Here is a 21,429-nt window from a genome sequence, read left to right on the forward strand (position 1 = left end):
GCGCGTTGTTAACTCATACGCTCGATACCCAACGAGTCACGCTGCATCGACTGCAGGTTGCGCTCGATGGTTTCGCAGATGGTTTCCATCTGGATCTGGTGTTCGCTTGAGCGGAACGGGCTTTGCAGGTCGGTGCCGATGCGCTCGATGGCCAACAGCATGAAGCCGACCACCGTCGATGCCAGCGGGGTGAACCAGCCCAGGGACTCCACGAGTCCCACCGGCACGATCAGGCAGAACAGCGAGATAAACAGCCGTGGGAAATACACATAAGGGTAGGGCAGCGGTGTGTTGGCGATCCGCTCCATACCGCCCTGGCTGTTGGACAGGTCGACCAGGGTCGATTCCAGCCGCGCCAGTCGAATGCTGTCCAGGCGCCCGGCCTTGTACTCCCTGGCCAGCAGCGCGGCGGAACCGGTGAGGATATCGTTGGCAAAGTTATTGGTGGTGCCGCTGCGGGCGAATTCGTCACCGGGAATGAACGCCTGCACTTCCACCGGACACGGCTCTCCCCTGAGGTGCGCCGCGAGGCAATTCACATACGCCACATGACGACGCAGCAGCGTCGATTTGATCGGGTTGACCTCCTGGTCCGGGTCATCCAGCAGCGTCAGTACCTGGCGGGCAAAACTGCGCGAGTTATTGACCATCGCGCCCCACAACGTGCGCGCTTCCCACCAGCGGTTATAAGCACTGCTGTTGCGAAAACTGATCAGCACCACCAGCGCAGAACCCAGCAACGTCAGGGGCATCAGCGGCAGGTTGATCTTGGTGTTGAGGAACAGCATGAAATCCACGGTGACCGCAATGTCCCAGAGCAGCAGCCAGAACAGCGCCCAACCGACATAGCCCATGGTCTTGATAATCAAGCGGTACTTTTTGATGATGGCAGCTTTCAAACGGAAACCTCGCAGGGTGCGGTAAGCATCGGTGTCCTAGCTCCGACGATGTTGCCGGACAAAGGTTCGCCGCAAAGCTGTAATCAATGATGACGAGGCCTGAATCGATTCAGTCGGGGAGGGGCGCGGCGGGATTTATGCGGTTAAAGACTTCCCACGCGGAGCGCAATCATCGTGTATCGCAAAATGTCCGCGGGGTTCAGCCCACCTTCAGTCACCTGACCCACACTGGCGCTTTACCCAGCCGCTCGCACCCAGCATCATGCGCCGCCAACGGTATGGCACATGGGTGCTGAAAAGGAACCGCAGTTGAACCAACACACATTGTCCCTGCGCCTGGAGCGTGTCGCGGCGCATGTGCCAGCCGGTGCGCGGCTGGCCGATATCGGCTCGGATCACGGCTATCTGCCGGTGGCGCTGATGCGCCGCGGTGCCATTGCGGCGGCGGTGGCCGGGGAGGTGGCATTAACGCCGTTTCACGCGGCCGAGCGCAGTGTGCGCGAAAATGGCCAGGCGCTCTACATCACGGTGCGCCTGGCCAGTGGCCTGGCAGCGATCGAGCCGGAAGACCGGATCACCGCGATCAGTATTTGCGGCATGGGCGGTGAGACCATCCGCGACATTCTCGACAGCGGCAAGGCACGCCTGAGCGGCGATGAACGTCTGATCCTGCAACCCAACGGCGGCGAGCAGCCATTGCGCCAATGGTTGATGGAAAACGGCTACCGCATCCTCTGCGAGGAGCTGCTGCGGGAAAACCGCTTCGACTACGAAATCATCGTCGCGGAACGCACCGGCCCGGTGAGCTACACCGCCGAGCAACTGTACTTCGGCCCGCTGCAAATGCAGGTCCGCAGCCCGGCGTTCCTGGCCAAGTGGCAGCGTCTGTTGCGCCATAAGCAGAAGACCCTGAATCATTTCGCCCGGGCGCGGCAGACGCTGCCTGAGGAGAAGGTGCAAGCTATCGCCGAGCAGGTCCGTTGGATCACCGAATTGCTGGCTTGAGAACCACCCTGACCCTCTCCCATCACTCTACGATCAAAATCCGAAGCACGGCGGCCTGATAGCCGACCTGATTTTTTGTGAACGTGTTCCCTCTGTAGAAGCGAGCTTGCTCGCGAAGGTCGTTTACGATGACACGGGAAATCTGACCTCCCGAGGCGCTCTCAGGTTTCTCGCGAGCAAGCTCGCTCCTACAGAAGGCGGCTCTGGCTCTTGATAGGCGTCCCGTTAAACCACGACCGCAGCAACGCCCCAGCACCTGAAAACCTGCCTCACTCGGTGACCGATTCAGCCACACCCCGCAACCGAACCGCATCCCTGCCAGGTGGCATGCCAAACATCCGCCCATAGTCCCGGCTGAACTGCGAAGGGCTGTCATAACCCACTCGATACCCGGCACCGGCCGCATCAAGCGCTTCGGCCACCATCAGTCGCCGAGCTTCCTGTAACCGCAATTGGCTACGAAACTCCAGTGGGCTCATGGCGGTGACGGCTTTGAAATGCGCGTGAAACGTCGAGCGGCTCATGCCGGCGAGGTCGGCGATGTCATCGATCCGGCAGCTTTCGTGGTAATGACTGCGTAGCCAGGCAATGGCCTTGGCGATCTGCCGCAGACGGCTGTCGGCCCTGGCCATTTGCCGGACCCCGCCGTTACCGTTTCCGGTCAACAATCGGTAGAGCATTTCTCGCACGATCAGCGGCGCCAGTGCTTCGATGTCGCCTGGATTATCCAGCAGTCTGGCAAGCCTGAGCGCCGCGTCCAGCAGCTCGGGGGTGGTGGTGTTGAGGACGATGCCGGAGGCAGGTCGCGGATTTTTCTCTTCCGCGGCCGGGTGGCGCAAGGCGAGTTCGCTCAGCGCGGTCATGTCCAGGTCGAGTACCAGGCACAGATAGGGCGCGGCTTCACTCGCTTCTATGACCGAGCCCATCACGGGGATATCCACGGACGCGACCAGGTACGTGGCCGCGTCATACACATACGACGCCGTGCCCGCCGTAACATGCTTGCGACCCTGGGCGATAAGGCACAGGGTCGGCTCGTAGACCACCGGCATGGGCATTGTCGGTACACCCGAACGCACCAGGCTGACACCTGCGATCGATGTGTGATGGATGCCGTCCGCCGGGGCGTGGCGGCTGATGAGATCGACCAGCATTTCCAGAGTGCCCATGCGTACTCCGTTGAACGTGTGTGAAGGTGGTTCGGCACTTGGTTGGATAATCCTGCAAGAACGCCGGACGATCCTGTTACAAGCCCATGCGCCGTTGAAGGCAGACTCGTTTCCTACACGCTTATATCCAAGCCCTGTAAGGAGAACATCATGCCCACTATCACAGCACTCGACCACTATCGCCTGCTCGGACGATCAGGTATGCGCGTTTCACCGCTCGCCTTGGGCACCATGACCTTCGGCGCCGACTGGGGTTGGGGCGCGGAGGAAGCCGAAGCGCGGCGGATCTTCGATAGCTACGTCGATCAGGGCGGCAATTTTATCGACACGGCCGTCAACTACACCAATGGTGAATCGGAGCGCATCCTGGGCCAGTTCCTCAAGGGCAAGCGCGAGCGCCTCGTCGTGTCGACCAAGTACACCATGGCGCGTGATCCCGGTGACCCCAACTCGGGTGGTAACCACCGGATGAATCTGATGCGTTCAGTGGAGACCAGCCTGAAGCAACTCGATACCGATCGCATTGAGCTGCTGTACCTGCATGCCTGGGATTTCACCACCTCCAGCGACGAGGTAATGCGCGCGTTGGACGACCTTGTCCGCGCCGGCAAAGTACTGTACCTGGGCATCTGCAACACCCCGGCCTGGAAGGTCGCGCAGTTGCAGACACTCGCGGACTTGCGCGGCTGGTCGCCGTTGGTGGCGTTGCAGATCGAGTACAGCCTGGTCGAGCGCAGTGTCGAACACGAGTTGATTCCGATGGCCGAAGCGCTGGGGTTGGGTGTGTTGCCGTGGTCGCCGTTGGGCGGTGGCATCCTGACCGGCAAATACACGCACGACGATTTGCAGCAAGCCAGCGAAGCCGGTGTTTCGGCGACCCGCAAAGGCGTGATCAGCTCATCGGGGCATATGAATGAGCGCTCGTTGCGCATCGCCAGTGTCGTCGGCGACATCGCCAGCGAGATTGGTGCGACATCCTCGCAGGTGGCCCTGGCGTGGACGTTGCTCAATCCGGCGGTGGTCGCCCCCGTGCTCGGTGCCAGGACACTGGCGCAGGCGCAGGATAATCTGGGCGCGCTCGACCTTGAGCTGCAGGATGAACACATTGCCCGCCTGGATCAGGCGAGTGCACCCGAGTTGATCTTTCCAGAGCGTTTTGTCGCGCGGCCGATGGTTAAGCAATTGATCTTTGGCGGCACTCATTTGCAACGCCGGGCGTAAGGCCCACCCGACACTGAAAGGAGGTCTCGACATGTTCCTGTCACTTTTTCAAAACCTGCGCGCAGCGACCTTGGCATTCGTGGTCGGCAGCGGGCTGCTACCCGCTGTGGCCAGCGCGGAGGTCGAAGCGCGCAACAAACACCTCGTCACCGAGGCCTTCGATCGCTGGGCCGCGGGTGGCAGCACGTTCTTCAGCGACATGCTGGCGCCGGACGTGATCTGGACGATCAAGGGCTCGAGCCCGAGTGCGGGGACCTATCGGGGCGTCGACAGGTTCATCGAACACGCCGTTCGGCCGTTCGTGTCACGCTTGTCGAGTCCGGTAAAACCGCTGAACAAGCAGGTTTGGGCAGATGGCGATCATGTGATCATTCAATGGGACGGCCTCGGCGTTGCGCAGGATGGGCAGCCTTACCACAACAGCTATGCCTGGATCTTCCACATGCGCGACGGCAAGGCGTTCGAAGTCACCGCGTTTCTCGACCTTGCGCCCTATGACGATGTGTTGCGGCGGATTCCAGCGGCAGCGACGCAATGAGCGGTCAGTTTCGTGCTCGGCTCTGGTGATTCAAAAACTATCCAGGCTGACGCGAATATCCGAAGCTCGGGCCAGCTCAATCATGGCCTCCACCTGATCAACCGCGACGATAAAGCCGGTGTAACGGTCATCTTCAGAGTCCAGGTGCACAAACCGCTTACCAAAGCCGGCCAGCCATTGATCAAAGTGTTCAAGCACTTCCGGCATCGAAGAGGTGCCGGTGTGCCGGTAGACATAAGTCTGCGGCAGGCCGGCGGCCTCAACCAGATAGGGCGCCGAATATTCAAACTCGTCGTAACCTCTCCAATCGACGCTCAACAGCGCGAGGTATTCGAGCTTTTGTCCCCTGGCGTCATCCAGCAACCCCTCTGTAAGCGCTGTGCAGGTACTGTCCCCCATCGCATATTTGCGCAGGATACGCCGCACAAGTCTCGCCCCTTCCTGTTCTGGGGCCCTTGCCAGCAGGGTCTCGGCGAGCGTCTTCAAGGCTTGCCGTTGAGCCGGGTTTTGTGCCCCGGGTCGCAGCTCTTTCAGGATCGCCGAACTGCTGAGATTGGTTTCATCGGGCGGCGGCAGGGTGAAACGGCCACCAAACAATCGTTCTAAAAAGCCCATAAGGTTCCCTGCGGGTAATGTCTGGCGAATCCCTGCAATCACGGTGGTGGACGATCACCCCGTTCGCAGGGTCGACGAAGTGTGCCACCGAGCCGCTGACGGTTACAGTCCCACCTTCACCACTGAGTGCTTTTGCCCCATTTTTGCGCACCAAGGCGCTGCTGATGCAGCGCCACAGCCGGTGTTTCCAAGGTCGTCGACCCACGGTCCGTTTCTTGCTTGGGCCTTCCCAATCAATGACATGGCATTTGGCCGCTAATCATTTCAATGCTTCAGCCACCATTGAAGTGTGCAGGTTGTTCAGGGGAGTCGTCGGACATGCAACGTGTTTTATCGCCAGGTATCCGTCTGCTCGGGCGTTTTGGTTTTGCGCGCAAGTTTCAGATTCTGTTTTTCCTGTTCATGCTGCCGTTGGCCGGCAGCCTGTGGATGATGGGGCAGGACTATCGCGCCAAGCTTGCGGTGATTGCCAATGAGCAATCCGGCGTGCGGCAACTGTTGATGCTCGATACGTTGGATGACCAATTGACCGCTCAGCGCAACCTGGCGGCGCGCTGGAAAGCGCTCGATATTCTGCGTGAACCCACGCCTGCGGCCAAGACGGCAATGGCTGCGGTCGATGCCAACCATCCGCTGATCGTGCAGAGCCTGCAAAACCTGGGCGACTCACTCAAGGCTCAGAATGCCAGCGCGCAAGTCCTGGCGCGGTTGGCGACGCTCCAGGCCGCGGTCGATGGCATGGACACCCAGTCCTTGCGCACCGTCGGCTGGTGGCCGGATGGCTATGATCGCTTCACCTCGGCGCTGAGTGCGATGCAGGCCCTGCGCGAACAGATCACCCTGGATGCCGGTTTGATCCTCGACCCCTGGCTTGAAACCTACCTGATGATGCAAATTGCCACGCAGCACGCGCCTGATCTGATCGAGCGTATCGGGCGCATGGCCAGCGTCGGCCAGTCGTCCATCGCCTCGGGGCAGTTCAGCTTGCAAAGCCGTTTGCAGATGCGCGACCTGCGCGGTCGGATTGGCGATGCCCGGGAGCAGTTGGCCAAGGCCGCGGTTTCGCTCAGGGCCAAGCAATACCCAGGCATGGAACCCTGGATCACTCAATACGACAGCAGCTCGCAACTGCTGGATAGCCAACTCAAAGTGCTGGACGACGGCGTATTCGACGGCACGATCAAGCTCGACACGGACGCGTTCGACGGCAGCGTCGACGGCATGCTCGGGACCTTGGGCGCGCTGCGCAATCAATCATTGAATGCTCTGGATGCGCGCTTGGATTACTACCGCGACCGTTCCCTCAAACAATTCATTCCGGTGGCGGCGACGTTCAGTCTGCTGGTGTTGGCGGCGCTGTACCTGTTCATATGCCTGCAAGCTTCGATTCGCCGTAGCGCCAGTGGCATCACCACCCTGGCCGAATCCCTGCGTGACGGCAATCTGTGTGTCGAGGTCGCCGTTGAAGGGCGCGACGAACTGGCCGCCATCAGCGCCGCGCTCAACGTTGCGGTGGTGCAACTGCGCACCAGCCTGTTGGGGGGCAATCACGAAACGCAGCAATTGGGTGCTGCGGTGCAGACTCTCACCGTGCAGTCGGGCAGCACCCTCACCGAAGTGGAAGATCAGCAACACCAAATCAGCCAGATCGCGGCGGCGGCCACACAATTGGCGGCGACCTCTCTGGGTGTCGCCAAAAGCTGCGAGCAGGCCTCCGGCAGCGCCCAGCAGACCCGGCGCATTGCCGAAGACAGTAGCCACGACAGCCAACGCACCACGGCCAGCATCCAGCAACTCAACCAGCGCCTGACCGATACCGCCGACGCACTGAATCAGGTGAGCCAGCAAGGCCAGCAAATCCAATCGGTGGTCGACACCATTCGTGGCATTGCCGAACAGACCAACCTGCTGGCACTCAACGCAGCCATCGAAGCCGCAAGGGCCGGCGAACAAGGTCGCGGCTTCGCGGTCGTCGCCGATGAAGTGCGCAGCCTGTCGCAACGCACCCAAGCCTCCACCGCACAAATCGCCAGCACCGTCGACAGCCTGCGCGCCACCGTAAGCCAGGCGGTCAGTTTGATGGCGGCCGCGTGCGACCAGGCGCTGACCGATGCGCAAGCGGTGACAGGGTTGGGCAATCGGTTGGGGGAGATTGCCAGCGCTGTGCAAAACGTGACCGATACCTTGGCGCAGATTGCGGCGGCGGTAGAGGAACAGGCGGCGACAGCGGATGAGGTGAGTGGGAATATCCAACAGGTGGATCAGGCTGCGGGGCGCTTGCTGGAGGGCGCGCGGGCAGTGAACGAAGCGGCGGACATGCTGAGTGAGGGAAGCCGGGCGTTGAGCGGGAATACGGCGAGGTTTCGGTTGCGGTGAGATATCATTCAAGCGTTTACACGCTGAGTAGAAATCATGAATCGCCGTAAAAAAATCAAGCAGTTGTTGAAAGCCCACGCCAAAAAAGCCAGTGCCAAATTGGCCCCGGCCAGCAAGAATACGTATATCAGCAAGGCTGATCGCTTGAAGCTGGCTGCCGAATCCAGTGAGGAGCCAGTCATTTGCGCGGAAGCCGCAGGCAGCGACAAGGTTTGAATGGGCCGAGACAGGAACGCAATGCTGTTCAGTTAAGCCAATAGCGACCATTGTAGGAGCGAGCTTGCTCGCGAAGAACGTCAACGATAACGCGTGTTTCCTGGATAAACGCGGCGCCTATGAGTTCTTCGCGAGCAAGGGCTAGGCGCCCCCCTCGCTCCTACAGTGGTCGCAGACAGTTGCACCGGCAACTCTGCTCGGTCAGCTGCGAATCCGCGTACAAACGCCAAGGCCGTGAATGTGTAGACGTCATGCTGTTTGTTCGACGTCGACTCGCGGCACATCAGCCGAAGGGTGCGCGGGCCGGCCTTGAGCACTCTGTCCCCCTTTAATTGCCATAGCGGTCTACCATGTGCGCCCCGGCAGTGGTTTCTTGCGCTCCCGACCTTCACTTTTCAGGAGTCGCCAATGACCTCGCTGACCCGCAACACCCCCGTCTCTCTTGCATCCGAGGTGGCGCAATGAGCATCGACCAGATCAGCCTGCCCAAAGGCGTCGGCCCACGCGCTGCCAAGCTGATGGACGCCATCACCGGTGCCGATACAAAAGCAGACCTGAACCGCGCCGGCGGCAAGGCCGAGGGGTTTGTACTGGGGCTGGAGAGCACCAAAGCCATCAAAAGCCAGGTCGCAGAATCGTTGTATGTGGCCTATGACGACGCGGCGAGCCATCGGTTGAGCGAGTTGAAAGACTAGACCTCAGCGCCGCGGGTTATCGTTGACGTCCTTCGCGGGGCGAGTCGGCTGTTGCAGGTACAGTGAACTTTTCAGGGTTCCCGGGGCGTCCAACCCTGAAACAACCTCCAGACAGCTGACAACCAAGGACAGACGATGACCTTCTTTATCTTCCTTCTCGCCTGCGGCGCTGCGGCCAGCACCGGCATCATATTCAAGCCCGGCCAATGGTATGAATCGCTGGTCAAGCCCGGCTTCACTCCACCCAATTGGCTGTTTCCGGTGGCCTGGACGCTTATCTATCTGCTGCTGGCCTGGGCCGGTTATCGCTTGAGCCAGCTACCAGGGAGCCAGATGGTACTGGCGTTATGGGCCGTGCAGATTGCCTTGAATACCTTGTGGACGCCGGTGTTTTTCGGCGCACAGCGCATGTTCGCCGGACTGGTCATCATCACGCTGCTGTGGCTGGTGGTTGCGGCAATGGTGGTTATGGCGTTGCGGCTGGACCTGATCACCGGGTTGATCCTGTTCCCGTATCTGGTGTGGCTGTCTGTCGCCGCCGCGTTGAATTTTTCCATCCTGCGGCATAACCGCTGATGAGCGATTCCGAACGCCCAGCCACGATGCTTTGGCCCGTCACCGAACAGGAACTGGCCCAGGTGCGGCGTTTCAATAAAACGCTCGCCTGGTTGCCGCGCTTCCGGATCCGCAATCGCTTCACGCCCCGCGTGATTCAGGCGCTGTTGCGCGCCAGTCAACTGGGTGGCGCGGGTAAGTTGCGCAAACAGGGGCTTGAGGCCGACAGCAAAGTGATTGGCGCGGGCGACGTTCAAGTGCCCGTACGGATCATCAGGCCCAAGGGCAGAGCCAAAGGCGTGGTGCTGGATTTCCACGGTGGCGGCTGGGTGATCGGTAACGCGCAGATGAATGACGACCTGAACCTGGCCATCGTCAACGCGTGCGACGTGGTCGTGGTCTCGGTCGACTATCGTCTCGCCGTCACCACGCCGGTCGAAGGCCTGATGGACGATTGTCTGGCGGCCGCTCGTTGGTTGTTGAGTGACGAGCGCGAGGCGTTCGCGGGCCTGCCGGTTATCGTCGTGGGCGAGTCGGCAGGGGCGCATCTGGCCGTTGCCACCTTACTGGCATTGAAGCAGTGGCCCGACCTGCTTGGGCGGATTAGCGGGGCGCTGCTGTATTACGGCGTCTACGACTTGACGGGAACGCCAAGCGTGCGCGCGGCGGGACCTGACACGCTGGTACTGGACGGCCCCGGCATGGTCGAGGCGTTGCGCCTGCTGACGCCAGGCATGAGCGACGAAGAGCGTCGACGGCCGCACTTGTCACCGCTGTATGGCGACTTTACCGGGCTGCCCCCCGCGCTGATGTTTGCCGGCGAGTTGGACCCGTTGCGCGACGACACACTGGAGCTGGCGGAACGCTGGAGGGCGTCCGCGCCGGTTGAGCTGCACCTCTTACCGGCTTCTGCCCATGGGTTTATCCATTTTCCGTATGCGTTGGCGGGCAAGGTACTTGCGCACAGTCACGCTTGGATAACGGCTCGGCTTGCGGGTTTGAGTGGCTGAGCGTCGCGCCGTTTTGCTTACTCTCCCCAGACCGTCGCGGGTTTGTTGCTGTGGTAATCATAGAAACCCTGAAGTATCCAGGTCGTGCCCGTGCGTTCAAACGCGGCGCGCCAGGCTCCCCGGCCAGCGCCCGGTTCCAGCTGGGCCATGTCGTACCAGTAATACCCGTTGATCCTTTTGGTCGTGGCTCTGCCGGAGCGGATATCTTCCAGAATTTCCATGATTTTGGCTTTGGCCGGGGCGGGGAAGTTGTCGTAGGACATCTGCGTTTCCGCCAGCGGGCCAAGGGTGACCGTAAACGTGTCTGCCGTGGCTGGGGCCTCCGGCACACGGGGCGCTCCGCTCACGGATGCCGGTGTGCCTTCTACCTTCTTCGACGTAACCTTGGTCAGCGGCTCAATCTCAAAGGGTTCCTGGTACTTCGAGAGATCCTTGGTGAAGCGCTGAATATCTTCACTGGTGGTCATTTTGGATTTCTGCTGTGAGGTTCCTTTTTTAACCACGATGTAAGGAATGCCGCGGTTGCGGATTTCCGTGAGTAAGCCAAGTCTGTTTTTGGCTTTCATTTGCGCCCTGAGCGTCTCCAGCATCATTTTTTTATACGCGTCACGGTTGCCGGGGGCCTCTATATATTCTTTTATCGCGGCTGCTACCTGGTGGGCTTCCCCAGGGAATCGCATTTTCAGATTAGCCACGGATATAGCCTCTGCCTCAGAAAGCAATTGGGTCATTTCGTGCTTGAGTTTTTCGAGTGCTACCTTGTTTTTGCCCTGTGGGGGAGTTAAAGCAATGAATACTGCGCCGGTAAAATTATCCGGCATCACCGTCATTTCAATTTTTGTAAATTTATTATCGCTGTCAACCAGTTCATTTCTGAGAAGAAGTGCTATATCAAATAGTTTTATTTTTTGGGCGTCCGTAAAGGTGATGCCAGTTAAATGTTCTTCGAAGTGCTGGATGTGCGCATCCACAGCCCGCCACAGGAAAAATTTGAACTTCAGGGTCTGGTAGGCGAATTTATAAAGCGTGGGGTTGAGACGGTTATTTTGCACATCGCTGATGAGTGTGTGAAAACGATCGATGGTTGGCGTGTCGAAGTCGTGCAACGTCTGATCCAGTATACGGTGGGCAAGCTCCGTGGGCATGGCGTTGATAGACGCTCTCACAACCACGGCTTCTGCGGGAGGGGGATTGCGCATGGGCATCAGAACGCCTTGCACCAAGGCATGTTTGCGCTGTTGTTGGGATGCCTTCGGAACCCCGGGTGAGATTGAACCTTGACCGCCACCCAGTGCTCTTGATCGCTCTTCAACCCGCCATTTGCCGTCCTCCCAACGCACTGTCCGCTGTTGCGCGCGGTTATTCGGCGCGTACACAATGCGCTGGCCCCCTTGCACGGCGGTCTTATAATAGTTCTTGCCTTGTTTCAGATAGCCTTGTCCCCCCGCGTCCCTGAATACGTAACGGCCCTCGGGCACCAGCCCTTTATCATCGAACCCTTTAAGTTGGAAAGGCTTCAACTGCGGGTCGTACAGGCGAGGAACGGACGACGACGAAACGCCTGTCTTGCTCCTTCTTCTGCCAGCGTGGCTCATGATCAGGTCTTCACCGCCCTCTGCCAGCACTTCGCCCAATCCACCGATGAAATCACTGACCCATTGGCTGGCACTGCCACCTTCGTCCTTTATCGCCGCCACTGCGGCGCCGCCCACCATTTCAGGCAGGACCGAGCGCGCCAACACTGCACCCATCCGGCCTGCCGGGAACATCGACATGGCGCCGGTCAGCAGGGCCAGGCCTTTTTTACGTCCCTCCTGCGCCGCCGTGCTGTCGCGCTCGGCGTTGGACACGGTGAGTACATCGGCAGTCTTCAGCGCGTTGGCTATCTGCGTTTCGTGCAGCACCTTCAGCAGATTCTCTGTCGCGACAGGAAAGGAAATCCCCGAAGTAAAACTCTCCCGTGCCCGATACCGGGTGGGGGAGAAAATCGATTGCGTCACCTGTTTTATTTTCGCCTGTGTCGTCAGGTTCGGCGAGGTCGGTGTGATGCTGTCCAACTGATCAGCCTGCGCGGCCAGTGGCAACTTTGAAATAAGCCAGAGCAGCATCTGCCGGGAGCTTGTGAGCGCCTGGGTAACCGCTGCGCCCAGTGTCCGGATGGACGCGGCGTGGACCTCCCTGAATTGCTTGCCGTCAGGCGCCCCGGGGGTGTACAGCGTCAGCGAAGGCCGGCTCGCCGGGGTCTTCACCGCAAACGCCAGGACGTCATTCAGTACGTCGTGGTTCCATTGCAGTTGATGGACCACCACTTCGTACCCGTTGACCGTCCCACGCCCTTCAGGCTCGGGGCTGTCCAGCGCGGCCAGCACCAGCTGCAGCCCTGTATTGTGCCTGTCAGGCGTCAGGTCACCGGAAATATGAGCTGTCCATAGGTGCGCCCGGATCTGCCTGGCTTTCAAGGCCATCCATTCGGTCTGCCGTTGTCGGGCTTCAGGACCGAGCCATTCGAGAAAACGCCTGCCCACGTCAGCGGTTTCGATCAGCTCGCACATGGCTTCGTAGCTCAGCGGACCTTCCGCGCCATGGTACCGTGCGTTGCGTTCTCGGGGTGTCAGGTTGGAGATCGCCCATTCGCTCAGCGAACGACGGTCATCCACATACGACAGGTCGGTCACCGCCAGACCGGAGCCGTAGGGAGATGCGCCCACGGGCGCACGCGGGTCGATTTTCTGTTTGTGGATACTCAGAAACACCGCATCAGGGTCGGCGGGCGGGTATTTGTCCTCGATCAGACGGGCAAGCTCCGTGCGGGTCCATTTGCGCAGGGCTTCTGGCGTTCCCAGTGTCGCCGGGTCAGGTGGCAGGGACGTCAGGTCGACCACCGCCTCTCGCCAATCCCGCGCCGCCGCCCACCAGGCGAGGCGATCACTGCCGCTGACTGCGCGATTGGCATGCAGCCAAGTGTCCAGCGCTTGCTGTTTGAGCCGAAACTGGTGTTCGTCCAGGACTTGCGCCAAGTCCAACTGCCCTGAGAGGTTCAATGCTGCATCGATTCTGTCGACCCAGGCGGTAACATCTTCTTCTTCTGCCGGGCCGCCTGAAATAATATTCCTCACGGCGTCTTGCTGCCTGGCCCGCAGGTCCTGGACCCGTCGTGGAAACAGCTTTTGCGTCATCGGCGCAGCGTGCACCTCTTCCTTTGTCGCACTGTCCTGCATCAGGCCCGTCTTGAGCTGCGACAGGTTGCTGTACACCTCAAGCGGTTGACCCAGGCTGTAGAGCATTGCTTCTGTTTGCGCGTCGGGGTTGTGCAGGGTCAACGCAAACGCGCCAGGCATGGGCACGCTGGCCCCCCAGTCTGCGGGGGTGTAGTGAAAGGCGTATACCCCTAGGCGAGCTTCACGGGATGTGTCGTGCGGTACCGCGAGGGCATAATCGATCACGGCCTTGTGCAACTGCGGACCGAGCGTCCCGTCAGCCCTGCATAGATCGGCCTGGGTGCTGAGTTGGGTGCTGAATTCCTGAGCCAGCCAGTCGCTGACGCTGTGGCCCTGGCTGAAGGTGGCAGGCGTCTCCCAGAAGGTGTCCAGTGCCCGTTCAAGCTGTCTTGGGTACGCGAGCGGCGTAGTGTTCAGCAGTCGCTCGAGCCTGTCTTTTGCGTGGTTGCTGTTCAGGGAAGCGGGCACTTGCGTGGTGCCGTTCGTATGACGGACCACCTCGATCAGGCTCATGTCGAGGAAACGTTCATGCACGTCGGTCTTTCCGGCAAGTGAGCGCCAGAACAGCGTTTGCAGGGGCAGGGTGTCTATCACTGTGTGTCTGAAAAGCGCCCCGCCGGGCAACCGTTCCGCGGGCGGGATAGGCTCTTGCCGCACGCAGCGCACTGACAGCTCCGCGACCGAGACCTGGTCCGCCAGTGAGGGGAACGCGGTTTTAAATGCCTCGGTAAGACACTCCGTGGCCACGGCTGAAGCCAGCGGTACGGCCGCGTCAAGACGCATCATTTGTCGCTGTGAAGCTTCTATCCGCTTTGTCAGATGGGCGCTGGGGTCCGGGGCTGTATCGGCTTGCGGGCGTCCGAGCCCATGTCTTGCTCCCGCCGATTCCTCCGTGCGATGCAATGCCTTGAGATCGCGCAGACCAACGGCGCGCATCAGCCTGGCTGTATAGGGTGCACCCAGAAAGACCTCGAGCGATTGCATCAATGAGCGCGCGTCGCCCTGGGCAAAAAAAGCTTCACGGAAGGCGCGTCCCGTCGCGGGGTCGAAAACCCCCTCGTTCTGGAATTTTTCGAACGCGGCGCTGGCAAGCACGTACGACCATTTATAGGAATAGACCCTCGCCGCAAAGCCTGTAGTCATCATCTGCGCAGCGTTGAAAGGACGTACATTCTCTGGCCACTGCAAGTGGCCGACAACCGCGTTTACTGCCTCGAATATCTCGTGGGCGCTGCGACCATCACCCTGGGTGAAATGCACTTCAAAATCGAAAAGCATCATCAGCAGCGAATCGGCTGTTGCCCAACTGGTTTGTGTGCGCAGAGCCGTCATCAGTTGTTCCAGCAGCGTCTCCGGAATCGTTTCGCCAGTCTCGTAATGGCTCGATAGCCAGGTCAGAAACGCTTTGGAAAAACACCACTGCGCCATGAACTGGCCGGCGAACTCAACCGTGTCGTGCGCCAATCCGTTTATTCCGGAAATGTCCCGATATGCCGCCTGTGTCAAAAGTTGCTGCAGACAATGCCCCCATTCATGCAGTATCACGTGCAACTTCTGGTGGTCGAGCAGGTGGGGTTTATCATCGCTGCGCGGAAACAGCCCGCTGCGCAGAATGGCCATTGGTAATTTGGGTCGACCTTCGGCAGTGATGCGGCGGTTCCGCAGCCCGATCGTCTCGCCCTCTGTGTCGTTCACGGCACTCTGGTAAAGATCCACAAACAAATAACCAATCGCTTGCTGATACTCTCTGACTTCGAAGAGTCGTACATCCGAGTGCCAGCCCTCAACATCCGAACGCTCAAGTACTTCGACGCCAAAGAGCAACTGGGTGAATTGGGATAAGCCGCTCAAGACTCTTTCCAACGGAAAATATTCATGTAACGGCTCATAAGCGCTTGCTTCGTCCTGACGTATTTTTTCGCCGAGGAATTCATAATCCCAAGGCTGTACCTCAGTAATACCGTGCTGTATCGCGCGCGCTTCAAGTTGCTCGGCTTCCCGGGCAAACGCATCCTGCTGTTCATCCACCGCGTTGCGTAAAAATGCCGTTACGTGCTCAGTGGAGTCAGCCATCTGCCCTTCAAGGGCAAATTCAGCGAAGTTTTCGTAGCCCAGCAGCCTGGCTTTCTTGTGTCGGGCATTCAGCAACGATGCCAATACCTCATCGTTATTGTGGGCGGGGTCATAACCCTGAGCCGACGCCTTTGAGTAAAACGCGACCCACACAGCTTTGCGCAGCGGACGATGTTCGGCATACCGCATCACCATTTGAAACGGTTCGTTGCTCAAGTCGAGCCGCCAGCCCGGTAGATGTTTTTCCTGGGCTTTTTTCGCCATGTACCGTTTTATCGGGGCTGGCAGACCTGCCAACAGCGCTTCATCTGTAACGTGCTGGCTCCAGGCATCGGCTGCCAGGCGCGAGTGCGATTTGAAGGTGTCTTCCAGTCGCTTGATTTCGCTGTTCAACTCGCTCAAAAGGCGTTGTGAGTGCGGCGTAAGGTCCATTCCGGATAATCGATATTCCCGGAGTATTTTCTGCAGCACTCTCTGGCGGGGCTTTTCAAACAAGGCGGCGGCCGGGCTGTCGGCGAGTGCTTGATACAACGCAAATAATTCGGTGTTTTGCGCCAGTTGCATTTTGTACGCCGCGGCCAAGTCAGCGCAGCGTGCCACGGCGGCGGTCCAGGTCTGCGCGGTTCTGACGGTGCCAAGAATATTGATCACTTCAAGCGTGCTTTCGAGCCGGGATTTTATGGCATCCATTGCCAGTACCAGGTCGTCCCACGTAGGAAAAGGTGTCTGGCTGACGATGATTCCGGCGACTTTGCGGCGACTGTCAGCAATGATTTTTTCGATGGCAGGTACCAGATGCTCCGCGCGAATCCTTGTGAACGACGGCAAGTCATCGGGATCAAGCAAGGGGTTGTCATTCAGCATGTTCTCTTCCTGAGAAAGTGTCGGAAGCGACAACTTATTCAAGAAGCGGATCGGGGAGGCGTTACATATCCATCTCGGCGAGGAACCGTGCGCGGGACAGCGCTGCCGGCCGGATTCGGCCTGTCACAACGAGCCGAAGTCGACCTGGCGCGAAATTGCCCGCGCGCAGCGGGCTGTTGTCGCGCCAGTTGATTGACTAGCGATTAAAACGTTCGACCAATGAATACTGGGTCATGGCTGTCTGCGTTAATTCCCGACTCAGCTCTGCGGAATGCCTGGCCTGTTCAGATGTTTGATCCGCAAGACCGGCGATGGTCGTGATGTTGCGGCTGATTTCCTCTGCAACGGAGGTTTGCTCTTCGGTCGCCGCGGCAATCTGGGTGGTCATGTCCGTAATGTGCGCGACGGCCTCGCTGATGCCGAGCAACGCCTGGTCTGCTTCAAGCACGCGGGCGACACCTTCTTCGGCCTGTCGATGCCCGCTTTCCATGGTTTTTACGGCATTGTTGGAGGAGACCTGCAACTGCGATATCAGACTATGGATTTGCGTGGTGGACTGCGTCGTGCGCTGTGCCAACTGGCGCACTTCATCGGCGACCACCGCGAATCCCCGGCCCATATCGCCCGCGCGCGCGCCTTCGATGGCGGCGTTCAGGGCCAGCAGGTTCGTCTGGTCGGCAATGCCTTTGATGACGTCGACCACCGTTCCGATCTCATTGCTGTCCTTAGCCAATTGCGCGACGGTTTGCCCGGTCTCACCGACCACTGCGGAGAGGCGCTGAATGGCTTCGCGGGTGTCTCGAGCCACGTCGCGGCCACGTCCGGTCAATACATTGGCTTGCTGTGTGGCATCAGCCGTGCGCTGAACATGGTTGGCGACCTCCTGGGTGGTCGCCGCCATCTGATTGACCGCGGCGGATACCTGCTCGGTTTCGACGCGTTGGCGTTCGAGTCCGCGCGAACTATCGCCGGCAAGACCGTCGGATCTTCCGGCCAGGCCTTTGAGTTGCTCGGCGGTATCCTGGAGCCGGGTCAGGCACGTCTTGAGCCGGGCAGCCTGGCTCTCAAAGGCTGTTTCCAGGCGTGCCTGAAGACCGCGCTCGTCGCTGTACATTTTGCCCAGCAACGCGTCTGAAGTAGAGGCTTCAGCCATTTCCAGCAAACGCAGGGTTCCGCGATTTTGCTGACGCGAGACAATCAGTCCGAGCGGAACCGATACGCCAACAGCCAGGATGATGGCCGTTGCAGTGCCGAGAAAGGCGCCGCCCAGCGCGCCCGCCAGACCCATGGCCAAAACAGGTAGCCAGGCGAGTAGGGCGGGTTGCCACCGATCACGGCGCGGGACGGCGGCCTTTCCAAGATTGATGCGTATATAGAGTGCTTCGGCGCGGCGGATTTGCTCGGTGCTCGGCTTTACTCTGACCGATTCGTAACCCACCACTTGGCTCCCCTCGAAAATGGGTGTGACGTAGGCATTCACCCAGTAGTGATCACCATTTTTCGAGCGATTCTTGACGATGCCCATCCAGGGCTTGCCTTGCTTGAGCGCGGCCCACATGTGGGCGAATACGGCGGGGGGAACATCGGGGTGACGCACGATATTTTGTGGCGCGCCGATCAGATCCCCTTTGTCGAAGCCGCTGATCTCGACGAAGGCGTCATTGCAGTAGGTAATGACGCCTCTTGCATCCGTCGTGGAGATGAGCTTCTGCGGAGGCGCGAGGGAAATCTCGCGCTGCGTTACTGGCTGGTTATTTCTCATGGTGACTGCTCCCTGGTTCCTATGAGGCCATCGACTGCCCTGCCGAAAAGTTGATTCTGTTTTTATGAAATGACTTTAATAACAAGTAATTGAAGTTGCTTTCGTCGATTGTGCGATGCCGGCGTGGGGTATCTGGCGTTGGGTTAGACCTGTGCAATTGGGCCAGGGTGGAACAACAAATATTCCGAATATCGCACGTGCTCCATAAAAGTAATTGATCCTGGGGGACCCAATCCGGGGGCCATCCGCCGGGTGTGCCGCGCAAAGCATAGCGCTTGAATGAAAAGGCTCCAGGTAAAGTGGGCGACCGGGAGAAGCTATACTGGTTTTACCTGTTAAATCAGCCCGCTCTTGATCACCGCGCAGCCCACCAGGCAGAACATATGAAACTCTCGACACTCATCACGGCGCTGCTCTGCCTATTGTCCGGTCCCGTCGTTGGGGCCGGACAGTATCAGGTGGTGACTGAAGAGTGGGCACCTTATAACTACCGGGAGGACAACCAGCTCACCGGCATGGCCACCGAGATCGTTCGGCGCATTATGGCGCTGACCGGGGATGACTTTGACGTGGTGCTGCAGCCCAGCATGCGCAGCTCCCGCGTACTGAAAACCCGGCCGAAAAGCATCATGTATTCGCTGTTCCGCACGGCAGAGCGCGAACCGTTATACAAGTGGGTCGGACCGATTGTGGAGGAGTCCATTTACCCCTATCAGCTAGCCAGTGCGCCTCTGCCGGTGAACTCCCTGGAACAACTGATGCGTGCTCCGCGGATCACCACGCGACATGCAGGCCTGATACCCGAGACGCTGCAAGGGCTGGGGTTCAAGAACCTCGAAAAAAGTGCGACCGAGAGCCTGCAGCTCTACCGTATGCTGCTCGCCGGACGCACCGACATTATTATCGGTGACACCGCTGCGGGAGTGACTTACTACAGTCGCCAACTGGGCATCGCCCCCGGCACGCTGCGGCAAATTCCCATCGAACTTTATCGCTCATCGCTGTACATCGCGTTCAGCCTCGACAGTGACGACGAAGTGGTCGCCCGATGGGCCCACGCGCTGGAGCAGATGCGTCGCTCGGGCGAGCTGAAGCGCATCCGGGATCGCTACAACCACGCCGTTGGGCAATGACGCCCGAACCTCGCATGCCTCCACGAGGGCGCTCACGTAGGGGCTAGTGCCCGATGTTTTTGAGCACTGCCGCCACGATCGCTTCAGGGCAATCTTCCTGAACCAGATGACCGGCGTCCGGGATCAGATGGCAGTCACGATCAGCGATCAACCGAGCCAAGGCCAGGCCTTTCTCATGGGGTATCCAATCGTCGTCCTTCCCCCACAGGACGCTGACAGGACAGTCAAGGCGGCTGTAGAGTCCCTCGACCTCGTCCGTCCATTTCTGATCCATCTGGGCAATCTGGCGGTAGAACGCAGGTTGGCCCACAGGCCCAAGCCATGGAGCGCTATAGATGCCGAGGGCTTGCTCCGACAAGGGATGGTGCGCTGCCGATTGCAGGTAGGCCTGCAGCAGCGCGCGGTGCATGTAGTCCGGCATGCCGGCAAAGGCCACTTCGTGCTGGCGCACATGCTGCACGAACGGTGAACCCCAGGGCGCCAGCGCGACCGCATCAAAAATCGTCAACGACGCATAACGCAAGCCGTTCAGATAATAGGCCCGCAAGGCCGTGGCCCCACCGAAGTCGTGCGCGAGGACATCCGGACGCTGGAGGCCCCACTCGGCAAACAGCGCGGCAAGAAGCGTATTCTGCACAGCCAGGGATACGTCTTGACCGGGGCGCATCTCGGACAGGCCGTAACCGATCAGGTCGAAGTAGTACACCGTTCTGCGGTCAGTGAGGTGCGGCACTATCCTGCGCCAGACTTGTGACGAAAACGGTGTCCCGTGAATCGCGACTAGCGCCGGTCCGTTTCCGCAACTGCCCCAACGTACCGCGTTGCCCTCGATGATGGTGGTGTTTGGCAGCTCAAGCATCTCCTCACCTCATATTGTCAAATAGCTATATGACGATATGATAGGCGGCATGAATAGATCAATACAAATAATGGCGATGGCCAGCGAGCAGCGATTGACGATCCTGAAGCTGCTGGCCGCTCCGCAAAAACACTTCGGCCACCAACAGTCGGCTGATCCCCTCGAGTTCGGGGTCTGCATGAGCCTGATCGCCGAAGCGTTGGCAATTGCTCAGCCCTCAGCCAGCAGGCATTTGGCGATTATCCGCGAGGCAGGCTTCATCAAGGTGCGAAAACACCTGAAATGGTCCTATTGCAAACGTGATGAAGGCGCGATCAGTGAGTACCTGAACTGGCTGGCCCGCGAGCTTGCATCAGGCGCCTAGGGTGGCTCACGCCCAGCCCTCCAGGCGCATGGTCGCACGCACCAGGCGTTGCTCCTCCTGTTCGATCTCCTTGAGGTTGTCGCGGATGCTGTGAATGTGTTCTCGCGCAGCGCGTTGGGCCTGCTCCGGCATGCGCTCGATGACCGCGTGATAGAGCCGTGCGTGCTGACGGTCGATCTGGCGTTTCTGCAGGGGGCGGTGGTAGAGGTTGTTGACCGAAGCGAACACGGTGCTGAGCATCAAATCGGTCAATGACTGCAAAGTGTGCAGCAACACCGGATTGTGCGAGGCCTCGCAAACCGCCAGATGGAAGGCGTGGTCCAGGCGGGCATGCTCGCGTGGCTCGATAGACACTGACTGGCTGTGGGCGGCGAGCATTTCTTCGTAGCGTCGCGTCAGCAGGACGAAGTCCGCATCAGTGCCGCGCAAGGCGGCCAGGCGCGCCGACTCGGCTTCCAGCAGGGCGCGCACTTCCAGCAGATCAAACAGGGTGCGCGGCTGCGAGTTGAACAGGTGCATCAGCGGGCTGGCATCGCGGGCTCCGTTCAGCGTGGCAACCCGCGAGTCACGGCCATGGGCGGTGTCGATGATGCCGCGCCCGCGCAGCACCTTCAATCCTTCTCGCAGCGCCGAGCGGGAGATCCCCAGTTTTTCGCACAGGCGACGCTCCGAAGGCAGCGCTTGGCCGACCTTGAGCACGCCATCGACGATCAGTCGCTCAATCCGTTCGGCAACGACATCACTGACCTGGCGGCGGGTGCCGGCTCTCTCTTCAAGCATGCTGAGTGCCTCGGGACAACTGGTAGTACCAGTTTTAATTGGGCGAACACGTACCTTCCAATATAGCTACCCGTGCG

Annotated in this window: 17 protein-coding genes and 1 pseudogene; 10 read left to right on the forward strand and 8 right to left on the reverse strand. The window is 59.6% G+C overall.

The features are described 5' to 3' along the window. Window positions 1–8: 8 nt before the first annotated feature. A complete protein-coding gene (locus AC6CIA_RS21260) occupies window positions 9–899 on the reverse strand; it encodes a bestrophin family protein (protein ID WP_498314866.1) in 891 nt (296 codons plus the stop codon). Between the two features lie 309 nt (window positions 900–1,208). On the opposite strand from AC6CIA_RS21260, the gene AC6CIA_RS21265 reads away from it, so the two are divergent. Beyond that, window positions 1,209–1,904, forward strand: coding sequence for a tRNA (adenine(22)-N(1))-methyltransferase (locus tag AC6CIA_RS21265; protein WP_498315026.1), 696 nt, complete (start codon window positions 1,209–1,211; stop codon window positions 1,902–1,904). Window positions 1,905–2,173: 269 nt separating this feature from the next. Here AC6CIA_RS21265 and AC6CIA_RS21270 read toward each other — a convergent pair whose 3' ends face one another. Continuing rightward, window positions 2,174–3,073, reverse strand: a complete 900-nt coding sequence (locus AC6CIA_RS21270) for an AraC family transcriptional regulator (protein ID WP_498314868.1) — start codon at window positions 3,071–3,073, stop codon at window positions 2,174–2,176. A 150-nt stretch (window positions 3,074–3,223) separates the two neighbouring features. On the opposite strand from AC6CIA_RS21270, the gene AC6CIA_RS21275 reads away from it, so the two are divergent. Next, window positions 3,224–4,294 carry an aldo/keto reductase gene (locus AC6CIA_RS21275; protein ID WP_498314870.1) on the forward strand — a complete coding sequence of 357 codons (1,071 nt, stop codon included), beginning with the start codon at window positions 3,224–3,226 and terminating at the stop codon, window positions 4,292–4,294. 31 nt (window positions 4,295–4,325) lie between these two features. Continuing rightward, complete coding sequence (locus AC6CIA_RS21280; protein ID WP_339530378.1) at window positions 4,326–4,832, forward strand: nuclear transport factor 2 family protein; 507 nt, start codon at window positions 4,326–4,328, stop codon at window positions 4,830–4,832. Between the two features lie 30 nt (window positions 4,833–4,862). Here AC6CIA_RS21280 and AC6CIA_RS21285 read toward each other — a convergent pair whose 3' ends face one another. After that, the gene (locus AC6CIA_RS21285) at window positions 4,863–5,489 is read right to left on the reverse strand and encodes a DUF6630 family protein (protein WP_498314872.1); all 627 of its coding nucleotides are present in this window, start codon (window positions 5,487–5,489) and stop codon (window positions 4,863–4,865) included. Between the two features lie 276 nt (window positions 5,490–5,765). Here AC6CIA_RS21285 and AC6CIA_RS21290 point away from each other — a divergent pair, with 276 nt between their 5' ends. From AC6CIA_RS21290 to AC6CIA_RS21310, 5 genes are all read left to right on the forward strand, one after another. Then, entirely contained in the window at window positions 5,766–7,823 is a 2,058-nt protein-coding gene (locus tag AC6CIA_RS21290) for a methyl-accepting chemotaxis protein (protein ID WP_498314874.1), read from the forward strand. Between the two features lie 36 nt (window positions 7,824–7,859). Continuing rightward, window positions 7,860–8,039 carry a DUF2986 domain-containing protein gene (locus AC6CIA_RS21295; RefSeq protein ID WP_498314876.1) on the forward strand — a complete coding sequence of 60 codons (180 nt, stop codon included), beginning with the start codon at window positions 7,860–7,862 and terminating at the stop codon, window positions 8,037–8,039. Window positions 8,040–8,500: 461 nt separating this feature from the next. Then, window positions 8,501–8,734, forward strand: coding sequence for a hypothetical protein (locus tag AC6CIA_RS21300; protein WP_498314878.1), 234 nt, complete (start codon window positions 8,501–8,503; stop codon window positions 8,732–8,734). 135 nt (window positions 8,735–8,869) lie between these two features. After that, entirely contained in the window at window positions 8,870–9,310 is a 441-nt protein-coding gene (gene tspO / locus AC6CIA_RS21305) for a tryptophan-rich sensory protein TspO (protein ID WP_498314880.1), read from the forward strand. Beyond that, entirely contained in the window at window positions 9,310–10,299 is a 990-nt protein-coding gene (locus tag AC6CIA_RS21310; protein WP_498314881.1) for an alpha/beta hydrolase, read from the forward strand. The genes tspO and AC6CIA_RS21310 overlap by 1 nt, the downstream gene beginning before the upstream one ends. A 17-nt stretch (window positions 10,300–10,316) precedes the next feature. Here the strand turns inward: AC6CIA_RS21310 and AC6CIA_RS21315 are convergent, their stop codons facing one another. The 3 genes and pseudogenes from AC6CIA_RS21315 to AC6CIA_RS21325 form a co-directional block, all read right to left on the reverse strand. Next, window positions 10,317–16,454, reverse strand: a complete 6,138-nt coding sequence (locus AC6CIA_RS21315; RefSeq protein WP_498314883.1) for a M3 family metallopeptidase — start codon at window positions 16,452–16,454, stop codon at window positions 10,317–10,319. Between the two features lie 196 nt (window positions 16,455–16,650). Further along, window positions 16,651–17,742: a methyl-accepting chemotaxis protein gene (locus AC6CIA_RS21320; RefSeq protein WP_498315027.1), complete on the reverse strand. Its 1,092-nt coding sequence runs from the start codon at window positions 17,740–17,742 to the stop codon at window positions 16,651–16,653. A 201-nt stretch (window positions 17,743–17,943) separates the two neighbouring features. After that, window positions 17,944–18,216: pseudogene (locus tag AC6CIA_RS21325) on the reverse strand (PAS domain-containing protein); the annotation flags it as partial. A 383-nt stretch (window positions 18,217–18,599) separates the two neighbouring features. On the opposite strand from AC6CIA_RS21325, the gene AC6CIA_RS21330 reads away from it, so the two are divergent. Then, window positions 18,600–19,349, forward strand: a complete 750-nt coding sequence (locus AC6CIA_RS21330) for a substrate-binding periplasmic protein (protein ID WP_498314885.1) — start codon at window positions 18,600–18,602, stop codon at window positions 19,347–19,349. Between the two features lie 43 nt (window positions 19,350–19,392). Here AC6CIA_RS21330 and AC6CIA_RS21335 read toward each other — a convergent pair whose 3' ends face one another. Then, complete coding sequence (locus AC6CIA_RS21335; protein WP_498314887.1) at window positions 19,393–20,208, reverse strand: alpha/beta fold hydrolase; 816 nt, start codon at window positions 20,206–20,208, stop codon at window positions 19,393–19,395. Window positions 20,209–20,278: 70 nt separating this feature from the next. Here AC6CIA_RS21335 and AC6CIA_RS21340 point away from each other — a divergent pair, with 70 nt between their 5' ends. Next, window positions 20,279–20,572: an ArsR/SmtB family transcription factor gene (locus AC6CIA_RS21340; RefSeq protein WP_339530361.1), complete on the forward strand. Its 294-nt coding sequence runs from the start codon at window positions 20,279–20,281 to the stop codon at window positions 20,570–20,572. Between the two features lie 6 nt (window positions 20,573–20,578). Here AC6CIA_RS21340 and glcC read toward each other — a convergent pair whose 3' ends face one another. Beyond that, entirely contained in the window at window positions 20,579–21,352 is a 774-nt protein-coding gene (gene glcC, locus AC6CIA_RS21345) for a transcriptional regulator GlcC (RefSeq protein WP_498314890.1), read from the reverse strand. Between the last annotated feature and the right edge of the window lie 77 nt (window positions 21,353–21,429).

Source organism: Pseudomonas sp. GQ91 (assembly GCF_059758795.1).